Raw genomic sequence first — 15,826 nt, forward strand, 5'->3', positions numbered from 1 at the left:
GCGGAAGAGAAACCGAAGGTAACTATGACGTCCGTAGAAAAGTCAAAGCCAATGACGGAGCCCAGACAAGGCGGGCTTTCCCGTTATCACTACATGCCAAAGCCGGTAAAGGTAATATTTCTTCTGGCGCCGGTCATTGCCTCGACACTGTTCGTCATCCACTGGTTTTCCATACCTATTTTCGGCCATATCCTTGCCGGCACGATCTATTCGTATCTCCTCTACGCCATCCTCGGATTCAACATCTTCATCGGCCTTGGCGCCACCAAGAAACAGAATAGGCAAGCTCCACCGTGGTACGACTATATTCTGGGCGTGACACTGGTTGGCATAATCATTTTCTTCATGTTCAACATCAACGACATCACCTACCACAATTGGGATTCGCCACCGAATAACTGGGTTTTCGCCTCTGCAGTTACCATAAGTTTGCTGGTCATCGAAGCCGGGAGAAGAGTCGGCGGGTGGGGACTCGCGGCTCTCCTGGTTTTCTCGATCATCTACCCATTGTTTTCCTCAAGCCATTTCCTGGCGACCCATTTCGGCGGCGTTTTCTATGGTGCTTCTTTCCCATTCAAAGAGATCGTGAGTTCGTTCGCTTTCGGCGCCAACGGGATGCTCGGCATTCCGGCACAGATGCTGGGTGAACTTATCCTCGGTTTCTTCCTGTTCGCCGGCTTGATAATGGGAATGGGCGGCGGCAGTTTCTTCATGAACCTGGCTACCTCGTTAATGGGCAAAGTACGAGGCGGTCAAGCCAAGGTGGCAGTACTGGCCAGCGGCTTTTTCGGCAGCATCACCGGCAGCGCTATGGCTAACATTGCCGGTACGGGTTCCTTCACCATCCCAGCGATGAAAAAATCCGGGTTCGAAGCGGAGGACGCGGCGGCGATCGAGGCCTGTGCCTCCTCCGGCAGCGATTCTATGCCGCCGGTGCTGGGAGGACTGATCTTTTTCATGGTTGCAATATTCGGCGTCGACTACGCCGATGTTGTTATCGCCGCCTTCCTTCCTTCAGTCCTGTTCTACCTCGGGCTGCTGGTACAGGTCGATGGATATGCCGCACGGAATAATCTGAAGGGATCGAATGGTGAAGACCTGCCTAAATGGTGGCGCGTCATCCGGGACGGTTGGGTATACATAGCAGGTTTAGGGGTCCTGGCTTTCGGTCTGGTGTACATGAGATGGGGAGCGATAACCCCGGTGTACGCCACAGGCGTGGTCATTGCACTTCAGCTTTTCCAATGGGCTGTACGCAGAATCTCACCAAAAAAACAGGGTCAAAGCCCGATAAAAACCAATTTCGGAGGCGCCTGGAAAAGTGTAGAAACCGGGTTGGTACAAACCGCCGGCCTGGTAAACTACGTTGTTGCGATATTCATCGGGATGGGTCTTATCCTTGTCGGTCTCCTCAAGACCGGGGTAGCTGCCGGGCTGGCGGCATGGATCATCAGCCTAGGCGGCGATAATTTGTATCTTATCCTATTCATCTGCCTTGGTTTCTGTGTTGTTATGGGCACTTTCGGACTGGAACGGACGGCTTACATCTTTCTGGCGATTATTGCGGTGCCGGCGATCATGACCCTGAGCAAAACTGCCCCGGAATTTCAGGCGGCGGGAGGCCTTTCCATCATCGGCCTCAACCTGTTCATTATTTCCTATTCCAACCTTGGAGGCATCACACCACCAGTGGCATTAAATGCATTTGTCGCCGCCAATATCGCTGGCGCCAACCCGATGAAGACTGCCTGGATAGCCTGCCGCATGGGCGCGGTGCTGGCCTTCATCCCGTTTTTCTACGTATTACAACCGTCGCTTCTGATCATTTACACTCCGTGGTGGCAGACGCTCATCCATTTTGCCCAGGCCTTCATCGGCGTCTGGCTGTTGTCTTCAGGGCTGGCGGGATACCTGGTGGGCGCCGGAGAACTCAAAAGGGTTGCAAGATTGCTTCTTATCCTCGGCGGCTTCTCCCTGGCCTTCCCTCAGCCGGCAGTGTTCGGCGCGGGAGTAATCATCAGTCTAGCGACTATCTCCATCACGGTTTTATCCAACCGCGCTAAAAGTGTTCAAATCCCAAAAGTTAGTATCCCCCAAGCAAGTCTGGCGGAGGATGAGAGATGAATCCAATCTTACGTAAATTGTTTGGCGGTGCCGCGGTTTTATTGTCGGCGGTGCTGTTATCGGGCTGTGGAGGGAACTCGATTTACAACTCGACGTCCCCTGCCGGGACCGCTTTTACTTGGCCTGACGCCCTGCTCTTTGCCGCTACCGGCGACTCCGGACAAGCAAAGATGGTCTCCTGGGCTTCGGCAATGCAAAGCGGGCTGAACGGGCCCTTGATCAGGGTAGTCACCGAGGCTGCCTGGACGAATACTTATAAGGATATGAAAGCCGGCAAGATGGTGTTGTCACAGTGCGACAAGGTTACACTTGCTGACGACATCGAAGCTAAAAACGAGTACGCCATGCCCGACGGCGGCCCATGGATGGCTGGAATGGTGTGGATAGACTCACTTGCTTCCACCGGGTTCATGGTCCGTGGCAATTCCAACATGTACAAACCTGAAGACATCAAACCCGGAACCAGGATTGCTATCTGGAACAATCAATCCGCTACAATGTCGCCTTTCCTTTCACTGTTTGCCTGGGCCGGAATTGACCAGAAAGACATTGTCTGGGTGAACACGGGCGATTACAATGCCTGCCCGAGGGCGGTGGTCGAAGGCCGCGCTGATATAGCTATGGCCGCCCCGGTGACTCCGGCGGTAATGGAGGCTTCGGCGGCTCCGTCCGGGATACGATACCTGTCGATGAAACCAGCCGACAACCCCAAGGGAGCCGCGGCATTCCTGGCCATAAGCCCGATGTATGATTTCAGCCCGATCACCGCCGGACCGGCGAGCGCCATCGGCACCTGGGCGATTTCCAGCTATAAGTACCTTGCAGCAGACACCAGCACCGATGCAGAACTGATCTACCGCCTGGTCAAATGGCTCGACGAGAACTACTCATCTTACAAAGACAGCTACGCTTCAAACACCAATATGACTTTCCAGGATGTTTTCAGCGCCCTCCAGACCACCTTCATGCCGGTGCATCCCGGCCTGATCAAATACCTCAAAGAAAAAGGCGTCTGGAACGCGGACTACGAAAAACGCAACCAGACGAATATCACTCTCTTCCAAAAATATGTTACCAGCTACCAGGACGCGATGAAACAGGCCACCTCCAAAGGAATCGACATCAAAGCCTCGAACAGCGTATGGATCGAATTTTGGGAGAACTACAAAAAGACCAACGCCATCCCATTGCTCCGCATGCACGTCAGTTTGACCCAGGACGCCGCAATAACGCTGCCAGGAGGATACATCGCCCCCCCGACCACCACGACTCCATCCCCAACGACAACTGCCCCTCCCCCGACGATAACCGCGTCGGCAATCCCTATCAGTGTCGACATTTCTGACGCTCACCCGGGTGACGATGTGACGGTTACTATCAAAACCACCCCCGGCGCCGAAGTCACCATCCTGTTTACCATGCCCAACGGTACGAACAGCACTTTCCCGACGGATAACAAGAAGACTGCCGGTGCCGACGGGCGGATCACCTGGACGTGGAACATCAATTCCCATGTACCATCCGGGGAAGCGACTTTCACCTTCACCGCCGTTCTGAACGGCCAGACATCAACGCTTGCGGTCAAAAAGGTAATCTAGTTACTGCATTTCGAGGAGCGTCGTTTCACGCGATGTCTCCTCGTAATTTGGTCCGTGGTTAAGGAACGATCTTAAAGACCTTACCGGTTTTGCCGCTAGGACCGGCGTTATCAGATGCCAGGACATAGACTTCTCCATTTGCGTCCTGCCCAAATGATCGAAGCAACGTGCCCAGCCTCCCGTCCCGGCCATTCTTGATCATAAGTTCCCCAAAAGGCCACGCGGCTTCGCCTCCAGCGGGGCGTCGGGCGGCGAACACCTTACCCGTCGGATTATCGCCATTATCGCTGTAGTCACCGAAGATGTAAGTTCCGTCAAGCCCTGGAATCGATTTTCCCCGGTATACATAACCGCCGATAACCGATGAACCGAGGCCGCCGGAAGAGGCATTCTGATATTCGATCATGGGTTGGATCAGGGGTCGCCCCTGATCATTAACTTTCGGTGGCGTTGAAGTGATCAACTTCCATGGGTCGCCGGGATCGAAACCGTGGGTGCCCTCCATCAAATTCCAGCCGTAATTGCCTCCTTTGACGATGATGTCGACCTCCTCCCACTGGTGTTGACCGGCATCACCGGCAAAAAGTTCACGGCTGCCTCCCATGTCGAAGGAAATATGAAAAGGATTACGGAGACCCCAGGCAAAGATCTCCGGCCGGCCTCCGCCATTGGCGAAGGGATTGTCTTTGGGGATGCTATAAGGTTTTCCACCATCGACGTCGATCCTTAAAATTTTCCCGAGAAGAGTATCGGTGTTTTGGGCATTGCCTCCCGGCACGTGGCCGCGACCGACGTCGTTAGCTCCGCCGCCGTCCCCCAGCGGGATATATAAAAACCCGTCAGGCCCGAAAGTGATCTGCCCGCCGTTGTGGTTGAATTCCGGTTCATCGACCTCAAGGATGATATTTTCGGAATCGACATCAGCCATATCGAAACCCGCTGTAGTAACATTGAACTCTGAGATGTGACTGGTATGGTCCCAACCGGCCGGAGCTCCCACGCGGAGAGGGGCGGAGTAATAAACAAAGAACCTCCCGTTTTCGGCAAACCGGGGATGCAAAGCCAGCCCCAACAATCCCCGTTCATCATAACCGGCATTAAGGCGAATCATCCTCGGTTTTAAATCCAATAAAACCGCCGGGTCACGATTCGGTTGAACAATTGAAATCCTTCCGGTTTGATCCGCAACGAGAAACCTCCCACGGCCATCAGGGAGTTCAACCAAAGCTATGGGTGAGGTAAAACCGGAAGAAAGCAGTTCAAGCGATATCTCGGTGGTTTGTGCTTGAGTATCGGCTTTTGAATTCATCGGAGTGCCCTCCGTTCAGAGAAAAATTCATCCAATTCAACCTATACTGGTTTTTCGTATTATGCAATCCGTATGAGTACCTAATTTCACCAATCCGGGTCACTGCGGATTTTCCAAACTATCATTTCAAAGCTATAATTATTCGTTTCAATGCTCACCCTAAATAACATTTCAAAGTCTTTCGGCGCCCGGAACCTTTTCAGCGGCGTGACATTCCATATAGGCGCACGCGACAGGACGGCTCTTTTAGGACCCAACGGGACTGGAAAGACTACCCTGTTTTCCTTGATCGCGGATGAAAACCCACCTGATGGAGGAACGATCACCCGACCCAAAGACATCACCATCGGGTACCTGAAGCAGGAAATCGACAATCAATCAGCAAAACCGCTGCTCGAAGAGGTGGCGGCCTCAGCGATACACACGGCGAAACTCGAACATCGAATAAGGGTATTACAGGAAGAGATAGCCGAAAACTCAGATGAAGAGGAACTGGAACCCCTGCTGAAAGAACTTGGCGAATTACAGCACCGCTTTGAAACAAGCGGCGGCTACGACGTAGAGCACGAGGCGAGGATGATCCTGACAGGATTGGGGTTTAAGGAGAGCGATTTCTTCAGACCGATGTCCGCGTTTTCCGGAGGCTGGATAATGAGGGCGGAACTAGGCAAAATCCTGCTCCAGAATCCGGACCTGCTGCTCCTGGACGAACCTACAAACCATCTTGACCTTGAAACACAGTTGTGGTTCGAGAACTATCTCGCCAACTACCAGGGCGCGGCCCTGTTGACCTCCCACGACCGTGCCTTTCTGAACCGGGTGGTTCGACGGGTAGTTTCGCTCGAAAACGAAAGAGCAAAGGTCTATGCGGGAAACCACGACGCTTTTGTCCTGGCACGGCAAAGAGAAATCGAAGGATTGGAAGCGGCAGCCGGCCGCCAGGCGGTCAAGATCGAAAAAGAGACCAGATTCATCGAACGTTTTCGATACAAGAACACCAAAGCAAAGCAAGTGCAGTCTCGAATCAAAGCATTGGATAAACTCCAGCGGGTCGAAGTGCCCAGACTGGTAAAAAAGATAAAATTCAGCTTCCCCGATCCACCACACTCAGGTGAAGAGGTAATTACCCTAAAGCATTTGGGCAAAGCCTATGGAGACAATGTCGTCTATAAGGATCTGAACCTTTCTCTCCGGCGCGGCGACAGGGTCGCTTTGATCGGTCCAAACGGCGCCGGTAAAAGCACCCTGCTAAAAATCCTGGCGGGCGTTCTGTCATTTGAAAAAGGCGAACGGCATCTTGGGTACAACGTCGTTTCAGCCTACTATGCCCAGCACCAGCTCGATCTGCTGGACAGCAACAATACCGTTATTCAAGAATTGAACTTGGTAGCACCCTTGGAAACGGAACAGCGGCTGAGGTCGATCCTCGGGGGTTTTTTATTCACCGGAGACGACGTCCAGAAAAAGGTCGGAGTGCTTTCCGGCGGTGAAAAAGCTCGGTTGGCTATTGCCAAGATGCTGACCCAACCGGCTAACCTTTTACTGATGGACGAACCGACGAATCACCTGGATATCGCATCACGGGAAGTCCTGGCCGACGCCCTCGAAAGCTACAAGGGCACTCTGTGTTTCATTACCCATGACCGCACTCTGATCAGCCAAACGGCCAATAAAATTATCGACATCAGAAACGGACAGGTCTCGGTCTATCCGGGCACTTACTACGAATATCTATATCACATGGAATCGGCCTCATCCATTTCAACGACAGGTTCACCGCAATCTGAAAAACACGTAATTTCTACAGAGCCAGCAGTCGATCCGCGGCGCCGGAGAGCGGCAGCCGGAGAAATCAGGAACGAATTCAACCGAAAACTCACTCCACTCAAAAACCGGATTACCCAGATCGAAGAAGAACTAGAACAGGACGAATCCGAACTAGCGGGAATTGAACTAGAGTTTGCTAAACCCGAGGCTTATGGAGACTCCCAGGCAGTTGTTGCCAGAATCGAACGGCACAAGACGCTTAAAGCGAACATGCAAGAACGAACCAGCGAGTGGGAAAACTTGATACGCGAAGAGGAAGAACTGCACACCAGTCTCAATAACGCGCTGGCCGCCCTAGATTAGGCCTTGAGCTGACCATTTTTGTATTAGTGATAAAATAACAGTATGAAAATTGGATTGTTCGATACGATCGATCCGGTCCCTGAACTGAAGAACCCGCATGTTATTGTGACCATCCCGCCATGGCTAAATGCCGGCGAATCCGCCAGGTTAGCCGTCGAGTACCTCGAAAAACTAACCGACGCTCAGCCCCTGGCCAAGCTATCGTCTCCAGGGGAATTTTTCGATTTTACCCGCTACCGTCCGACGGTCTCATTGGTTGACGGCGGATCTCGTCTGGATATCCCAAATGCCACCGCCCGTTTCGGGAAAACTGACTCAAACGACTTTATCTTGCTCCGGGCGCCCGAACCGCATACCAGATCGGAATCGTACATCGAATCCATCCTGGAATTCTTCAAGCATTTCAAAGTGAAACGCTATTGCCTTTTAGGCTCAATGTACGAGATGCTGCCCCATACCCGGCCACCATTCGTTACCGGTTCAGCCAGCAGCCAGTGGCTGCAAAACAGCATCGAGGTCGCGGGGGTCGTCCCGAGCAACTATGAAGGTCCCACCTCGATAATGAGCCTTGTGGCTCAAGAGGCCAAGAAGCTGGGGATAGAAACCTTAAGCCTGGTCGTCCATCTGCCCATTTACCTCCCACTCCCTGTCGACCACCGTGGCGAGGTACCGCTGCTTGAAATCTGTGAATCTCTATATGGTATCCCTGTTCCCGTAGTCGACGTTGAAAAAGCCAAAGAGGAAAATGACCAGGTTAATTCGATGGCTGAGGCTTTCCTTAAAGAGCACCCGCAGCTTAGATTTATGCTTACCCAACTGGAAAACAATTACGATGCGCGGATTAAAAACCGGGAACAGGTCCGTTTATCACCGGAGATAGAAAAGTTTCTTCAGGATATGAGCCGCGGTTTCGAAGCCAGTTAATTGCAGTCTAAACCTAAAATTAAACACCAATGAAAGAGACCCCCACATGGATTATGTAAAGATGCTGGCTGAACTAGTAGCTATCGATACAACAGTGCCGCCGGGTAATAACTACCGCAAAGCACTTGAATACCTTGTCCCGCATTTCGAAGACACCGGATTCAACACCGAATTGGTTGATATTCCACCCGAATTCTGCGAGGGCCGCCCCGGCAGATTAGCATTGATCGGGCACCGGAGACTGCCGGGCAAACCCCGCTTGATTTTTTACGGTCATGTCGACGTCGTACCCGCGCAAGGATGGCCCGCTTTCGAACCGCGTGTCGAAGAGGGAAAAATGTTCGGACGCGGCAGCGCCGATATGAAGGGCGGCATCATCGGTTTGCTGATCGGCTTCGAGAAGATCAAAAACTCTCAATTCAAATACGATGTCTCCGTGATGATAACAACCGATGAAGAACTCAGTCAGTCGGGGCAGATCCGCTTTCTCAGGCGGTACCTTGAACCAGTGAAGGATTCCATCGTCTGGTCTCTTGATTCCAACACCGGGGGAGTCGCCGTCGCGGGGCTTGGCGCGCTGCAAATGGAAATAAAGATCGCGGGGAAATCGGTCCACTCCGGGCTTTCCCACCTCGGGGTTAACGCGATAGAACAAGCCGTGAGAGTTATGAACTCTTTGCTGGAGCTTAAATCCAAAGTAACTTCTAAGAAATCGGCCGTACCGGCACACCCGGACACCGGGCTTAAGTTCATGGAGCCGCGGTTGAACATCAATATGGTACATGGCGGGCTCAAAGCCAACATCGTGCCCGATGAATGCACGATAACTATTGACCGCCGCCTGATTCCTGAAGAAAGCCTCGAGGAGGCGGACAAGGAAATCCGAGACCTACTTAACCAGTTCAAGGACATCCGCTGGGAAATTTCTTATGGTCTGCGGGTGCCCACCGTCCCGCCTGCCAGCGGTCCGGCAGTAGAGCGGCTCGAAAAGCTGATCAAGGAAGTCATGGGAACGACAGGGCAATTCGGCGAAATGGGTTCCGGCGATATGGGCATCATCGTCCACGATGAGTGGAAAGGTCAAGATTTCGGTCTCGGCGTGATCCGTACCGAGTGTAACATCCATGGAAAGGACGAATTCGTGTATTTGAAGGATGTAGAAGACCTGGGAGAAATAGTAGCCCGATATCTTAGCGAATAAAAATCGGGAAGAGGAATGATTCTTCCCGATTTGAAGGCGATTAAGGTATGGTTAAACCAGTTTTGACAAACAGGTTACAAGTGATTTAATCCCTCTTATTTCGATATAGGCGAATTTTACCTTAGGTCAATAGCCTCCATTGTGGGAGCCAGCCACTGTGTCATAACCATAAGCTGGATAATCCTGCGCCCACCAACTATCTACTTTATTGGTTGAAGCTCCGTACCCAAAGGTCTTGGCACCCTGATAGAACAAACCATTGAAAATATCAGTCGTACCTACAATGCCTTTTACAACCTGGTGCACCATGGCACCGGTATTCACGTTAAAGGTACAAGTAGACATGCACATTCCGCATTGGGCAGGCAGCCCGCTATAAGCATTGTAATAGTTACAAGCCGGCGAATCGCTCCAAAATACCTTTTTACCCCTTCCGGCACATTTGTTTGGGGCGCTCGTCCGAGGCGGGATGCCTTGTTCATGTTCGAATGCTTTTTGTGGGGGATCCCAAGATGGTTCCTTATCGTAAGTAATAACTTGGGGTGGGCAGAAATCGGCGCATTTATGGCAAGAATGACAAAAGCGATTTAATCCTGCATCGATAGGATGGGTTGGCTCAAGTGGTAGATCAGTCATGAACTCGTAGTAACCATCTATTGGACCTCGCTCTGGGCTAATAGCAACACAATGGTTGCGCGCAAGTTCAGCGGTTCCACCGAGTACCGCCGACGCTTGGGCTGCCAACAGAGGGTATGGTCCCAAACCCAGACATTGAAAACCTAACGCTTTAATGAACGCTTGAGCCGAATTCTCTACGTCGCCACGCAGGCGATACCGACTGATGTTCGCAGCGTCAAGAACCGCAGAAGGGTTGCATCGCCAAGCATCGCGCGACATTGGGATCGTGAAACCTACGACAAACATTTTGGGGTTATTTGGAACAACGAACTTCTCGGGAGTCACATAACCTTGGTCAACATTCTCAATTTCGATTTTGCGAGACACTGTGATTGGCGGAGGCCATTGATCGATATATGTTGCATTAAATGTCGCACCACCCCTATCCCATGAACATAACAACTTCTTTTCATTTTCGGAAAACTCGCTAACGGCGATTGCCGCAGCACCATAGAAATTCATCGCCGCTCTAAGCATTCTCAAATTGTTTTCCGGGGAATCATTCCACCGTGGCAAGCCATAAAAATCCGGCCCGGTTACCGTAGGACCCGTCCAACTGCCTGTAGCCCAGACAGCTGCACCGAGGCGAAGGGCGTTGTCCCGGAGATTGAATCCCTTTTGGCCCTGAGTTACCGCGTCTTTTCGGCATTTACCTTGCATAATCCCCACGCCGCTAGTAGCTAATACATTTTTGATTTGGTCAGCCCCGTAATACTGAGCCATAGCATGGGTAACATGGGCTGTCTCTCGAGCGTCGTACCTGGTGGTTTGTGACCAATCAATCTCTATTGTGGGGTTCCCCAATTCGCGCTCTTTAACATACCAAGGTCTTTTCCAACCATTTGAGTTCGAAACGATTGCTTCATCAATATCATGGAAAACCGGGGTTATCGCAGCTGCACCTCCTGTTCCAACTGCAGTAAGTCCTACATACTTCATGAAATCCCGACGGCTTAATGTTGAATGGAATATGGACATTCAATTTGCTCCTTTATGATTTTTCTCGGCTCCCTCTGGTCTCTCCCGAATACCCTCCGGTCTCTCCCGAATGCCAGTACATTGGTTACTTCCTCCTATATTCACCCAATAGTGGAATACGAACTAGCCACCTCCACAGAGCACTGGGTATGGTATTTACTTCCTGGGTCTAGGTAGAACATCTCGGCTTCAGGGACGCGGGCTCAGGCGATACAGACTTGCCGTTGAACACGCTGGCATATTGTTCTCTGCGGATTTTCTGCAGCTTATTCATATGCAAGTGGTATTTCAGGAGTTCCTTCATCTCCCGGTAGAGTTTGGCTGGATTGGTGAAAGCCAGCAGGAAATAGGCCGGATTATGCCGCACTGTAAACATGAACCGAACTTTGGCGTAGGTATGGTTGAAATGGGCGACATACTCGTCGATCATCTCCTGGGGCACCTGGCTCAAATTGACCTTGTGGCCGTGAGAAACGATGAATTCCGGCCACTCTTCCAAGCTCTGGGGTGCCTTGATAAGATTGTTGTTGACACAGTAGTCATAGAGCACGCTGCCAGGGATGGGGATGAAGCGAGATAGGAGATAAGCCGGGTTATCCAGCCGGTCGAGCATGGATCTTGTCGATTTCATATCCTCCACTGTCTCCGTCGGGAAGCCATAGATAAGATAAATGACGATCCTGATCTTGTGCTTGGTCAGGAGCCAGAAGGTCTTCTCCATCTGCTCAAGAGAGATACCCTTCTGGATGAAGTCCAGCATCCTCTGGGAGCCGGTCTCGGGTCCAAGACCCATGGCGACACAGCCGGCTTTTTTCATCAGGATAATGTCGGCTTCAGATAGGTCGGCACGTGACTCGCAGGCCCACTTCACCTTGTTCTTGCGTTCGATGAGGATCTTGCACACCTGGCGAAGACGCTTTCTGTTGAAGGCGAAATTGTCTTCGTTGAAGCGGACAAACTTGGCATTGTAAAGTTTCTGCACTCTCTCAAGCTGCTCGACGACCCTTTCTGCTGAAAGCTCTGAAGCATATCCCCGGTCGAAGGCACTGTGGTAACAGTAAGCACATTTGTAAGCACACCCTCTTGAAGTTGAAAGGCCGATCTCCGAATACCTCTCCATCTTGACCAGATGCCAGGCAGGATCAGGGAGTTCATCGAGGTTCTTGATGAAAGGCCTTCTCTCATTGATAACCGGCTTGCCGTCCACCTTATAGCCAAGACCTTTTATCTCGGAGAGGGCAGGAGTCCCAGTCTCGAGATGTGTAACCAAGTCGAGCATGGTGTACTCGCCGGCGCCCATGACGACGAAATCAACATATGGCTCTATAACACACTGGGCGGGGAGGACGGTGGGTTGTAGATTTCCCCAGGCGATCTTAACATCGGGCAGTAATGCCTTGAACTGCTTCGACTGGAGGATGGAGCCTTCGAGGTAAGGCCCGGCGATCACCGAAAAGCCGATGAGGGCAGGTTTCCACTCCACAAAATCCTCAGGCTTCCTCTCATCGACGAATCCGTCGTAGATCTGCACCTCATGGCCTGCCCGCTCGAGTGTGGCGGCGATGTACAGGAGGCCATTAGCCAGGGTACAGCGAGCCTTGTTGTAATAAGCCTGATAGGTCGGCGAGGCGGCGTTAACCAGTAAGACTTTCATCATTACCTCCTTGTCGTTGCAGCGACGGGAACAAGCGTCTGCTCTTTGGTTTCACCGGAGAGCTTCTTTTTAACCACCTTGTAGAAGCCGTTGACCTGGGTGTGGTACTTGACAAGCTCCCAGAGTTCCCTGGAAAACTTCTTTGGATCAGTGAAGGCGGTGAGGAAGTAGGACGGGTTGTGCTTCAGAGTAAAGCGGAAACGCTGGACAGCGTAGGTCGCTCTCCAGTGAGCGGCGGCCTCGCTCAACATCTCCTCCGGTACTTCAGAGATGTTGATCTGGTTGCTGAATCTCATGAGGTATTCCGGCCAGCCTTCCAGTTTCTCGGGAAGGGTGACCAGACCGTGCTTGACACAGTAATCGAAGAGGACGCTGCCGGGGAAGGGGACGAAACGGTTGTACATATAGTAGGGATCATCGAGGTCCTTCAGCATTCTTTGAGTAGCCTGAAAATCAGTTACGGTCTCGGTGGGGAAACCGTACATGATGTAGACAGAGGTACGAATCCCGGCTTTAACCAAGCTCCAGAAAGTCTTCTCCATTTCAGGCACGGTGATATCTTTCTGAATGAAGTCCAGCATCCGCTGGGATCCTGTCTCAAGGCCAAGACCGACGGCGACACAGCCAGCTTTCTTCATCAAGGCGATATCGGTGTCGGATAGATCAGCCCTTGAATCACAACTCCAGTTGATTTTGAGTTTCTCCTCGATGAGGAGTCTGCAGAGCTCGCGTAGTCTCTTCCGATTAAATGTGAAGTTATCTTCGTTGAAGCGGATGTACTTCGCTCCGTACTTCTCTTTGAGGTGCTTTATCTGGGAGATGATCCGCTCAGCACCGAGGAAGCCGACGTATCCCTGGTTGTAGGTCTTGTTGTAGCAGAAGGCGCAGTGGTGAGCGCAGCCACGGGATGTGTTTAAGCCAATAACGGAATACTTCTTGACGTCCACCAGGTGCCAGGCCGGGTCCGGCATGGATTCCAGGTCTTTGATGAACTCGCGGCGTTCGTTGACGATAACATTGCCATCGCGCCTGAAGGCAAGACCTTTGATAGAGTCGAGAGAAGGGGAACCGATTCTCAAGTGCTCAAGAAGTTCTAGCAGAGTAAACTCACCCGCGCCGATAACAACGAAATCAACGGAATCTTCAGCCAGTGTCTGCTCCACCATGATAGAAGGGTGGACATTGCCCCAGGCGATCGTGGCTTCCGGCAGAAGCGATTTGAATTCCCTGGACTGGGCTACCGAGCCCTCGAGGTTGGGCCCGGTGATGACCGAAAAACCGATCAGGTCGGGGTTGAAGGCGACAAAATCCTTCGGCTCCCGCTCGTCGACGAAACCGTCGTAGATCCGGACCTCATGGCCAGCCCTCTCTAAGGCAGAGGCAATATACAGCAGGCCGTTGGGCAGGTTGGTGTATGCCTGCGAGTAATACTGCCGATAAGCCGGGGTAGCCGAGGTGACGAGCAGGACTTTCATTCTATTTACCTCCATCAGGTTTGGGCCGCGCTGTCCGGATGTTACTTGTTGGTTCCGGGAGGATTCTCCCGGAACCAACAAACCAAAGCCAGATTATAGGAATGGAGGACTCTTCCATTTGCTATAACCACCATCATGGGCAGGGATGGTTGAATCCTGACCAAGGACCGGCAGATCGTACTCGAAGAAATGGTCGATCTTATCAGGAGCAGTCCGAGGCCAAGCGCCATAACCAAAGAGATCACCGAGCTTATAGGCTTGACCATTCAGAGCGCTAAAATTGGAGATGACACTGCGGATGACCTGATGAATCTGGGAGCCGCGATTGGTAGTAAAGGTACATTCCGCCCAGCACACCAGGCAACGGCCAGTCTCAAGACCGAACTGGCGGCACAACGGGCTGTCCTGAATGAAGGCTTTTGTCCCATCGACGGACCACCGTGCAGTCTTGCCTGCATAACCCGGTTGTGACGCAGGATCACGACTACCGGCAGTGGCTGCATCACGTTCGAAGGTGGGTTCTTTAGCCTGGGAAATAGCGCCAGGCGGACAGTGATCAGCGCACTTGTGACAGCTGTGGCAAAAACGGAAAAGACCAGCATCGATTGGCTTACTGGAGGCCATGGGAAGATTGGTGGCAGGGGTATAAAGCCGGCCGGGAGCACCCTTTTCCGGTGTTAAGGTATAAAGCTGCTGGCGGGAAGCTTCACCAAGTCCTGATAGGACAGCGACCGCCCCCTCTGATCCAATATAAGTTGTATCATTACCGATAACGCCTATCATCCAATAGCCGAGATACCTCAGGAAACTATAGGTAGACGCATGGCAGTTAGCTACGTTGTTAAACGTGTTGGCGTTGGCTAAACTGCCACAGGGCGTAGGCGCCAGCCGCCACAACTCGTTAGCGCCACCCATGGTCATGCTCCATTCGAAAACATCCTGGTTTGATGGGATCACGAGTTTGGTGGTAGTCGAATATGGCTGATCCACGGCTTCGAACACTATCGGTCGGGCAGCTGTGGCAGGCGGAGGCCAGGCATCGATATACTGGTCACCATTAGCCTTATCGCTATTGGCAAAGACAACGTGGTCCTTATCTTCCTGGGACATCTCTACCGGATACATCAATTCGCCGCCGTACATGCGGATGGCAGTCCGTAGCAACAGAGTGCCTTCCTCTGGTGTACCGGTCCACTTCGGCTCGCCGCGCTCCGCCGGTGATTTTGATGGGGCAGGAACGGTTGTTTCAGCCCAAGTTGGGGCCGTTGCTGCGGCGACCCGCTTATAGGCGTTATTCAGAGCCTGAAATCGTGTGTCCCAGCCAGGCTTACCGGCGGCGATCTGGGCTTTTTCGTAAGCCGCACCAGTGGTCGCACTGGCCAGCACGCGGTCTTTACCCAGGTAGTAGGCACGCATGTAAGATGATTGCCCCTGGAGAGTGGAATCGTGCCGGTGCATCAGGCTGTAATCGATATCGATGGTCGGTTTATCGACCTCTTTGACCCACCATGGCCGTCCCGAATGGGCGGCACCATCTGATATGAGTTCGTCCAGATCGTGAAAAACGGGCCTAACCAGGGATGTGACGCCTACACCGGCGCCACCCAAGCCGAGGGCTTTCATGAACTGCCTGCGGCTCACAGTACTGTGAAACATAGACATTCTGTTTTTCTCCTTTCAATTAATAAACCGTGTTGTCTTTCCCACCGTCATCCGGTCTTTCCCGGAAGCCAACCGTCATTTTTATCCTCCCGA

10 protein-coding genes are annotated in these 15,826 nt (G+C 52.3%); 5 read left to right on the top strand and 5 right to left on the bottom strand.

The features are described 5' to 3' along the window. Window positions 1-51: 51 nt before the first annotated feature. Together HX448_RS06760 and HX448_RS06765 are read left to right on the top strand one after the other, a co-directional pair. Window positions 52-2,124, top strand: a complete 2,073-nt coding sequence (locus tag HX448_RS06760) for a TRAP transporter permease (protein ID WP_162485827.1) — start codon at window positions 52-54, stop codon at window positions 2,122-2,124. After that, complete coding sequence (locus HX448_RS06765; protein WP_102330023.1) at window positions 2,121-3,722, top strand: TAXI family TRAP transporter solute-binding subunit; 1,602 nt, start codon at window positions 2,121-2,123, stop codon at window positions 3,720-3,722. The genes HX448_RS06760 and HX448_RS06765 overlap by 4 nt, the downstream gene beginning before the upstream one ends. 58 nt (window positions 3,723-3,780) lie before the next feature. Here the strand turns inward: HX448_RS06765 and HX448_RS06770 are convergent, their stop codons facing one another. Continuing rightward, window positions 3,781-5,031 carry a PQQ-dependent sugar dehydrogenase gene (locus HX448_RS06770; RefSeq protein ID WP_102330022.1) on the bottom strand — a complete coding sequence of 417 codons (1,251 nt, stop codon included), beginning with the start codon at window positions 5,029-5,031 and terminating at the stop codon, window positions 3,781-3,783. A gap of 150 nt (window positions 5,032-5,181) precedes the next feature. On the opposite strand from HX448_RS06770, the gene HX448_RS06775 reads away from it, so the two are divergent. From HX448_RS06775 to HX448_RS06785, 3 genes are read left to right on the top strand one after another with little or no spacing between them, the layout of a single operon-like run. Then, window positions 5,182-7,161 (top strand): ABC-F family ATP-binding cassette domain-containing protein, encoded by a 1,980-nt coding sequence (locus tag HX448_RS06775; RefSeq protein ID WP_102330021.1) that lies wholly within the window; start codon window positions 5,182-5,184, stop codon window positions 7,159-7,161. A 42-nt stretch (window positions 7,162-7,203) separates the two neighbouring features. After that, entirely contained in the window at window positions 7,204-8,085 is an 882-nt protein-coding gene (locus tag HX448_RS06780; RefSeq protein ID WP_102330020.1) for a PAC2 family protein, read from the top strand. 46 nt (window positions 8,086-8,131) lie between these two features. Then, window positions 8,132-9,286: a M20 family metallopeptidase gene (locus HX448_RS06785; RefSeq protein WP_102330019.1), complete on the top strand. Its 1,155-nt coding sequence runs from the start codon at window positions 8,132-8,134 to the stop codon at window positions 9,284-9,286. Between the two features lie 126 nt (window positions 9,287-9,412). Here the strand turns inward: HX448_RS06785 and HX448_RS06790 are convergent, their stop codons facing one another. The 4 genes from HX448_RS06790 to HX448_RS06805 form a co-directional block, all read right to left on the bottom strand. After that, window positions 9,413-10,942 (bottom strand): reductive dehalogenase, encoded by a 1,530-nt coding sequence (locus HX448_RS06790; protein WP_102330018.1) that lies wholly within the window; start codon window positions 10,940-10,942, stop codon window positions 9,413-9,415. A gap of 169 nt (window positions 10,943-11,111) precedes the next feature. Beyond that, complete coding sequence (locus HX448_RS06795) at window positions 11,112-12,596, bottom strand: B12-binding domain-containing radical SAM protein (protein ID WP_162485826.1); 1,485 nt, start codon at window positions 12,594-12,596, stop codon at window positions 11,112-11,114. A gap of 2 nt (window positions 12,597-12,598) precedes the next feature. Next, window positions 12,599-14,071: a B12-binding domain-containing radical SAM protein gene (locus tag HX448_RS06800; protein WP_162485825.1), complete on the bottom strand. Its 1,473-nt coding sequence runs from the start codon at window positions 14,069-14,071 to the stop codon at window positions 12,599-12,601. A 93-nt stretch (window positions 14,072-14,164) separates the two neighbouring features. Further along, window positions 14,165-15,727: a reductive dehalogenase gene (locus HX448_RS06805; protein ID WP_226846681.1), complete on the bottom strand. Its 1,563-nt coding sequence runs from the start codon at window positions 15,725-15,727 to the stop codon at window positions 14,165-14,167. Window positions 15,728-15,826: the final 99 nt, after the last annotated feature.

This window comes from Dehalogenimonas etheniformans, from assembly GCF_014672715.2.
Classification (GTDB): Bacteria; Chloroflexota; Dehalococcoidia; order Dehalococcoidales; family Dehalococcoidaceae; genus Dehalogenimonas; species Dehalogenimonas etheniformans.

What these genes read in the sequence shown, in the direction of transcription:
- HX448_RS06760 (WP_162485827.1), top strand. Translation starts at nt 52, where the DNA reads ATGACGGAGCCCAGACAAGGCGGGCTTTCCCGTTATCACTACATGCCA.
- HX448_RS06800 (WP_162485825.1), bottom strand. Translation starts at nt 14,071, where the DNA reads ATGAAAGTCCTGCTCGTCACCTCGGCTACCCCGGCTTATCGGCAGTAT.
- HX448_RS06805 (WP_226846681.1), bottom strand. Translation starts at nt 15,727, where the DNA reads ATGTTTCACAGTACTGTGAGCCGCAGGCAGTTCATGAAAGCCCTCGGC.
- HX448_RS06790 (WP_102330018.1), bottom strand. Translation starts at nt 10,942, where the DNA reads ATGTCCATATTCCATTCAACATTAAGCCGTCGGGATTTCATGAAGTAT.
- HX448_RS06795 (WP_162485826.1), bottom strand. Translation starts at nt 12,596, where the DNA reads ATGAAAGTCTTACTGGTTAACGCCGCCTCGCCGACCTATCAGGCTTAT.
- HX448_RS06775 (WP_102330021.1), top strand. Translation starts at nt 5,182, where the DNA reads ATGCTCACCCTAAATAACATTTCAAAGTCTTTCGGCGCCCGGAACCTT.
- HX448_RS06780 (WP_102330020.1), top strand. Translation starts at nt 7,204, where the DNA reads ATGAAAATTGGATTGTTCGATACGATCGATCCGGTCCCTGAACTGAAG.
- HX448_RS06785 (WP_102330019.1), top strand. Translation starts at nt 8,132, where the DNA reads ATGGATTATGTAAAGATGCTGGCTGAACTAGTAGCTATCGATACAACA.
- HX448_RS06765 (WP_102330023.1), top strand. Translation starts at nt 2,121, where the DNA reads ATGAATCCAATCTTACGTAAATTGTTTGGCGGTGCCGCGGTTTTATTG.
- HX448_RS06770 (WP_102330022.1), bottom strand. Translation starts at nt 5,031, where the DNA reads ATGAATTCAAAAGCCGATACTCAAGCACAAACCACCGAGATATCGCTT.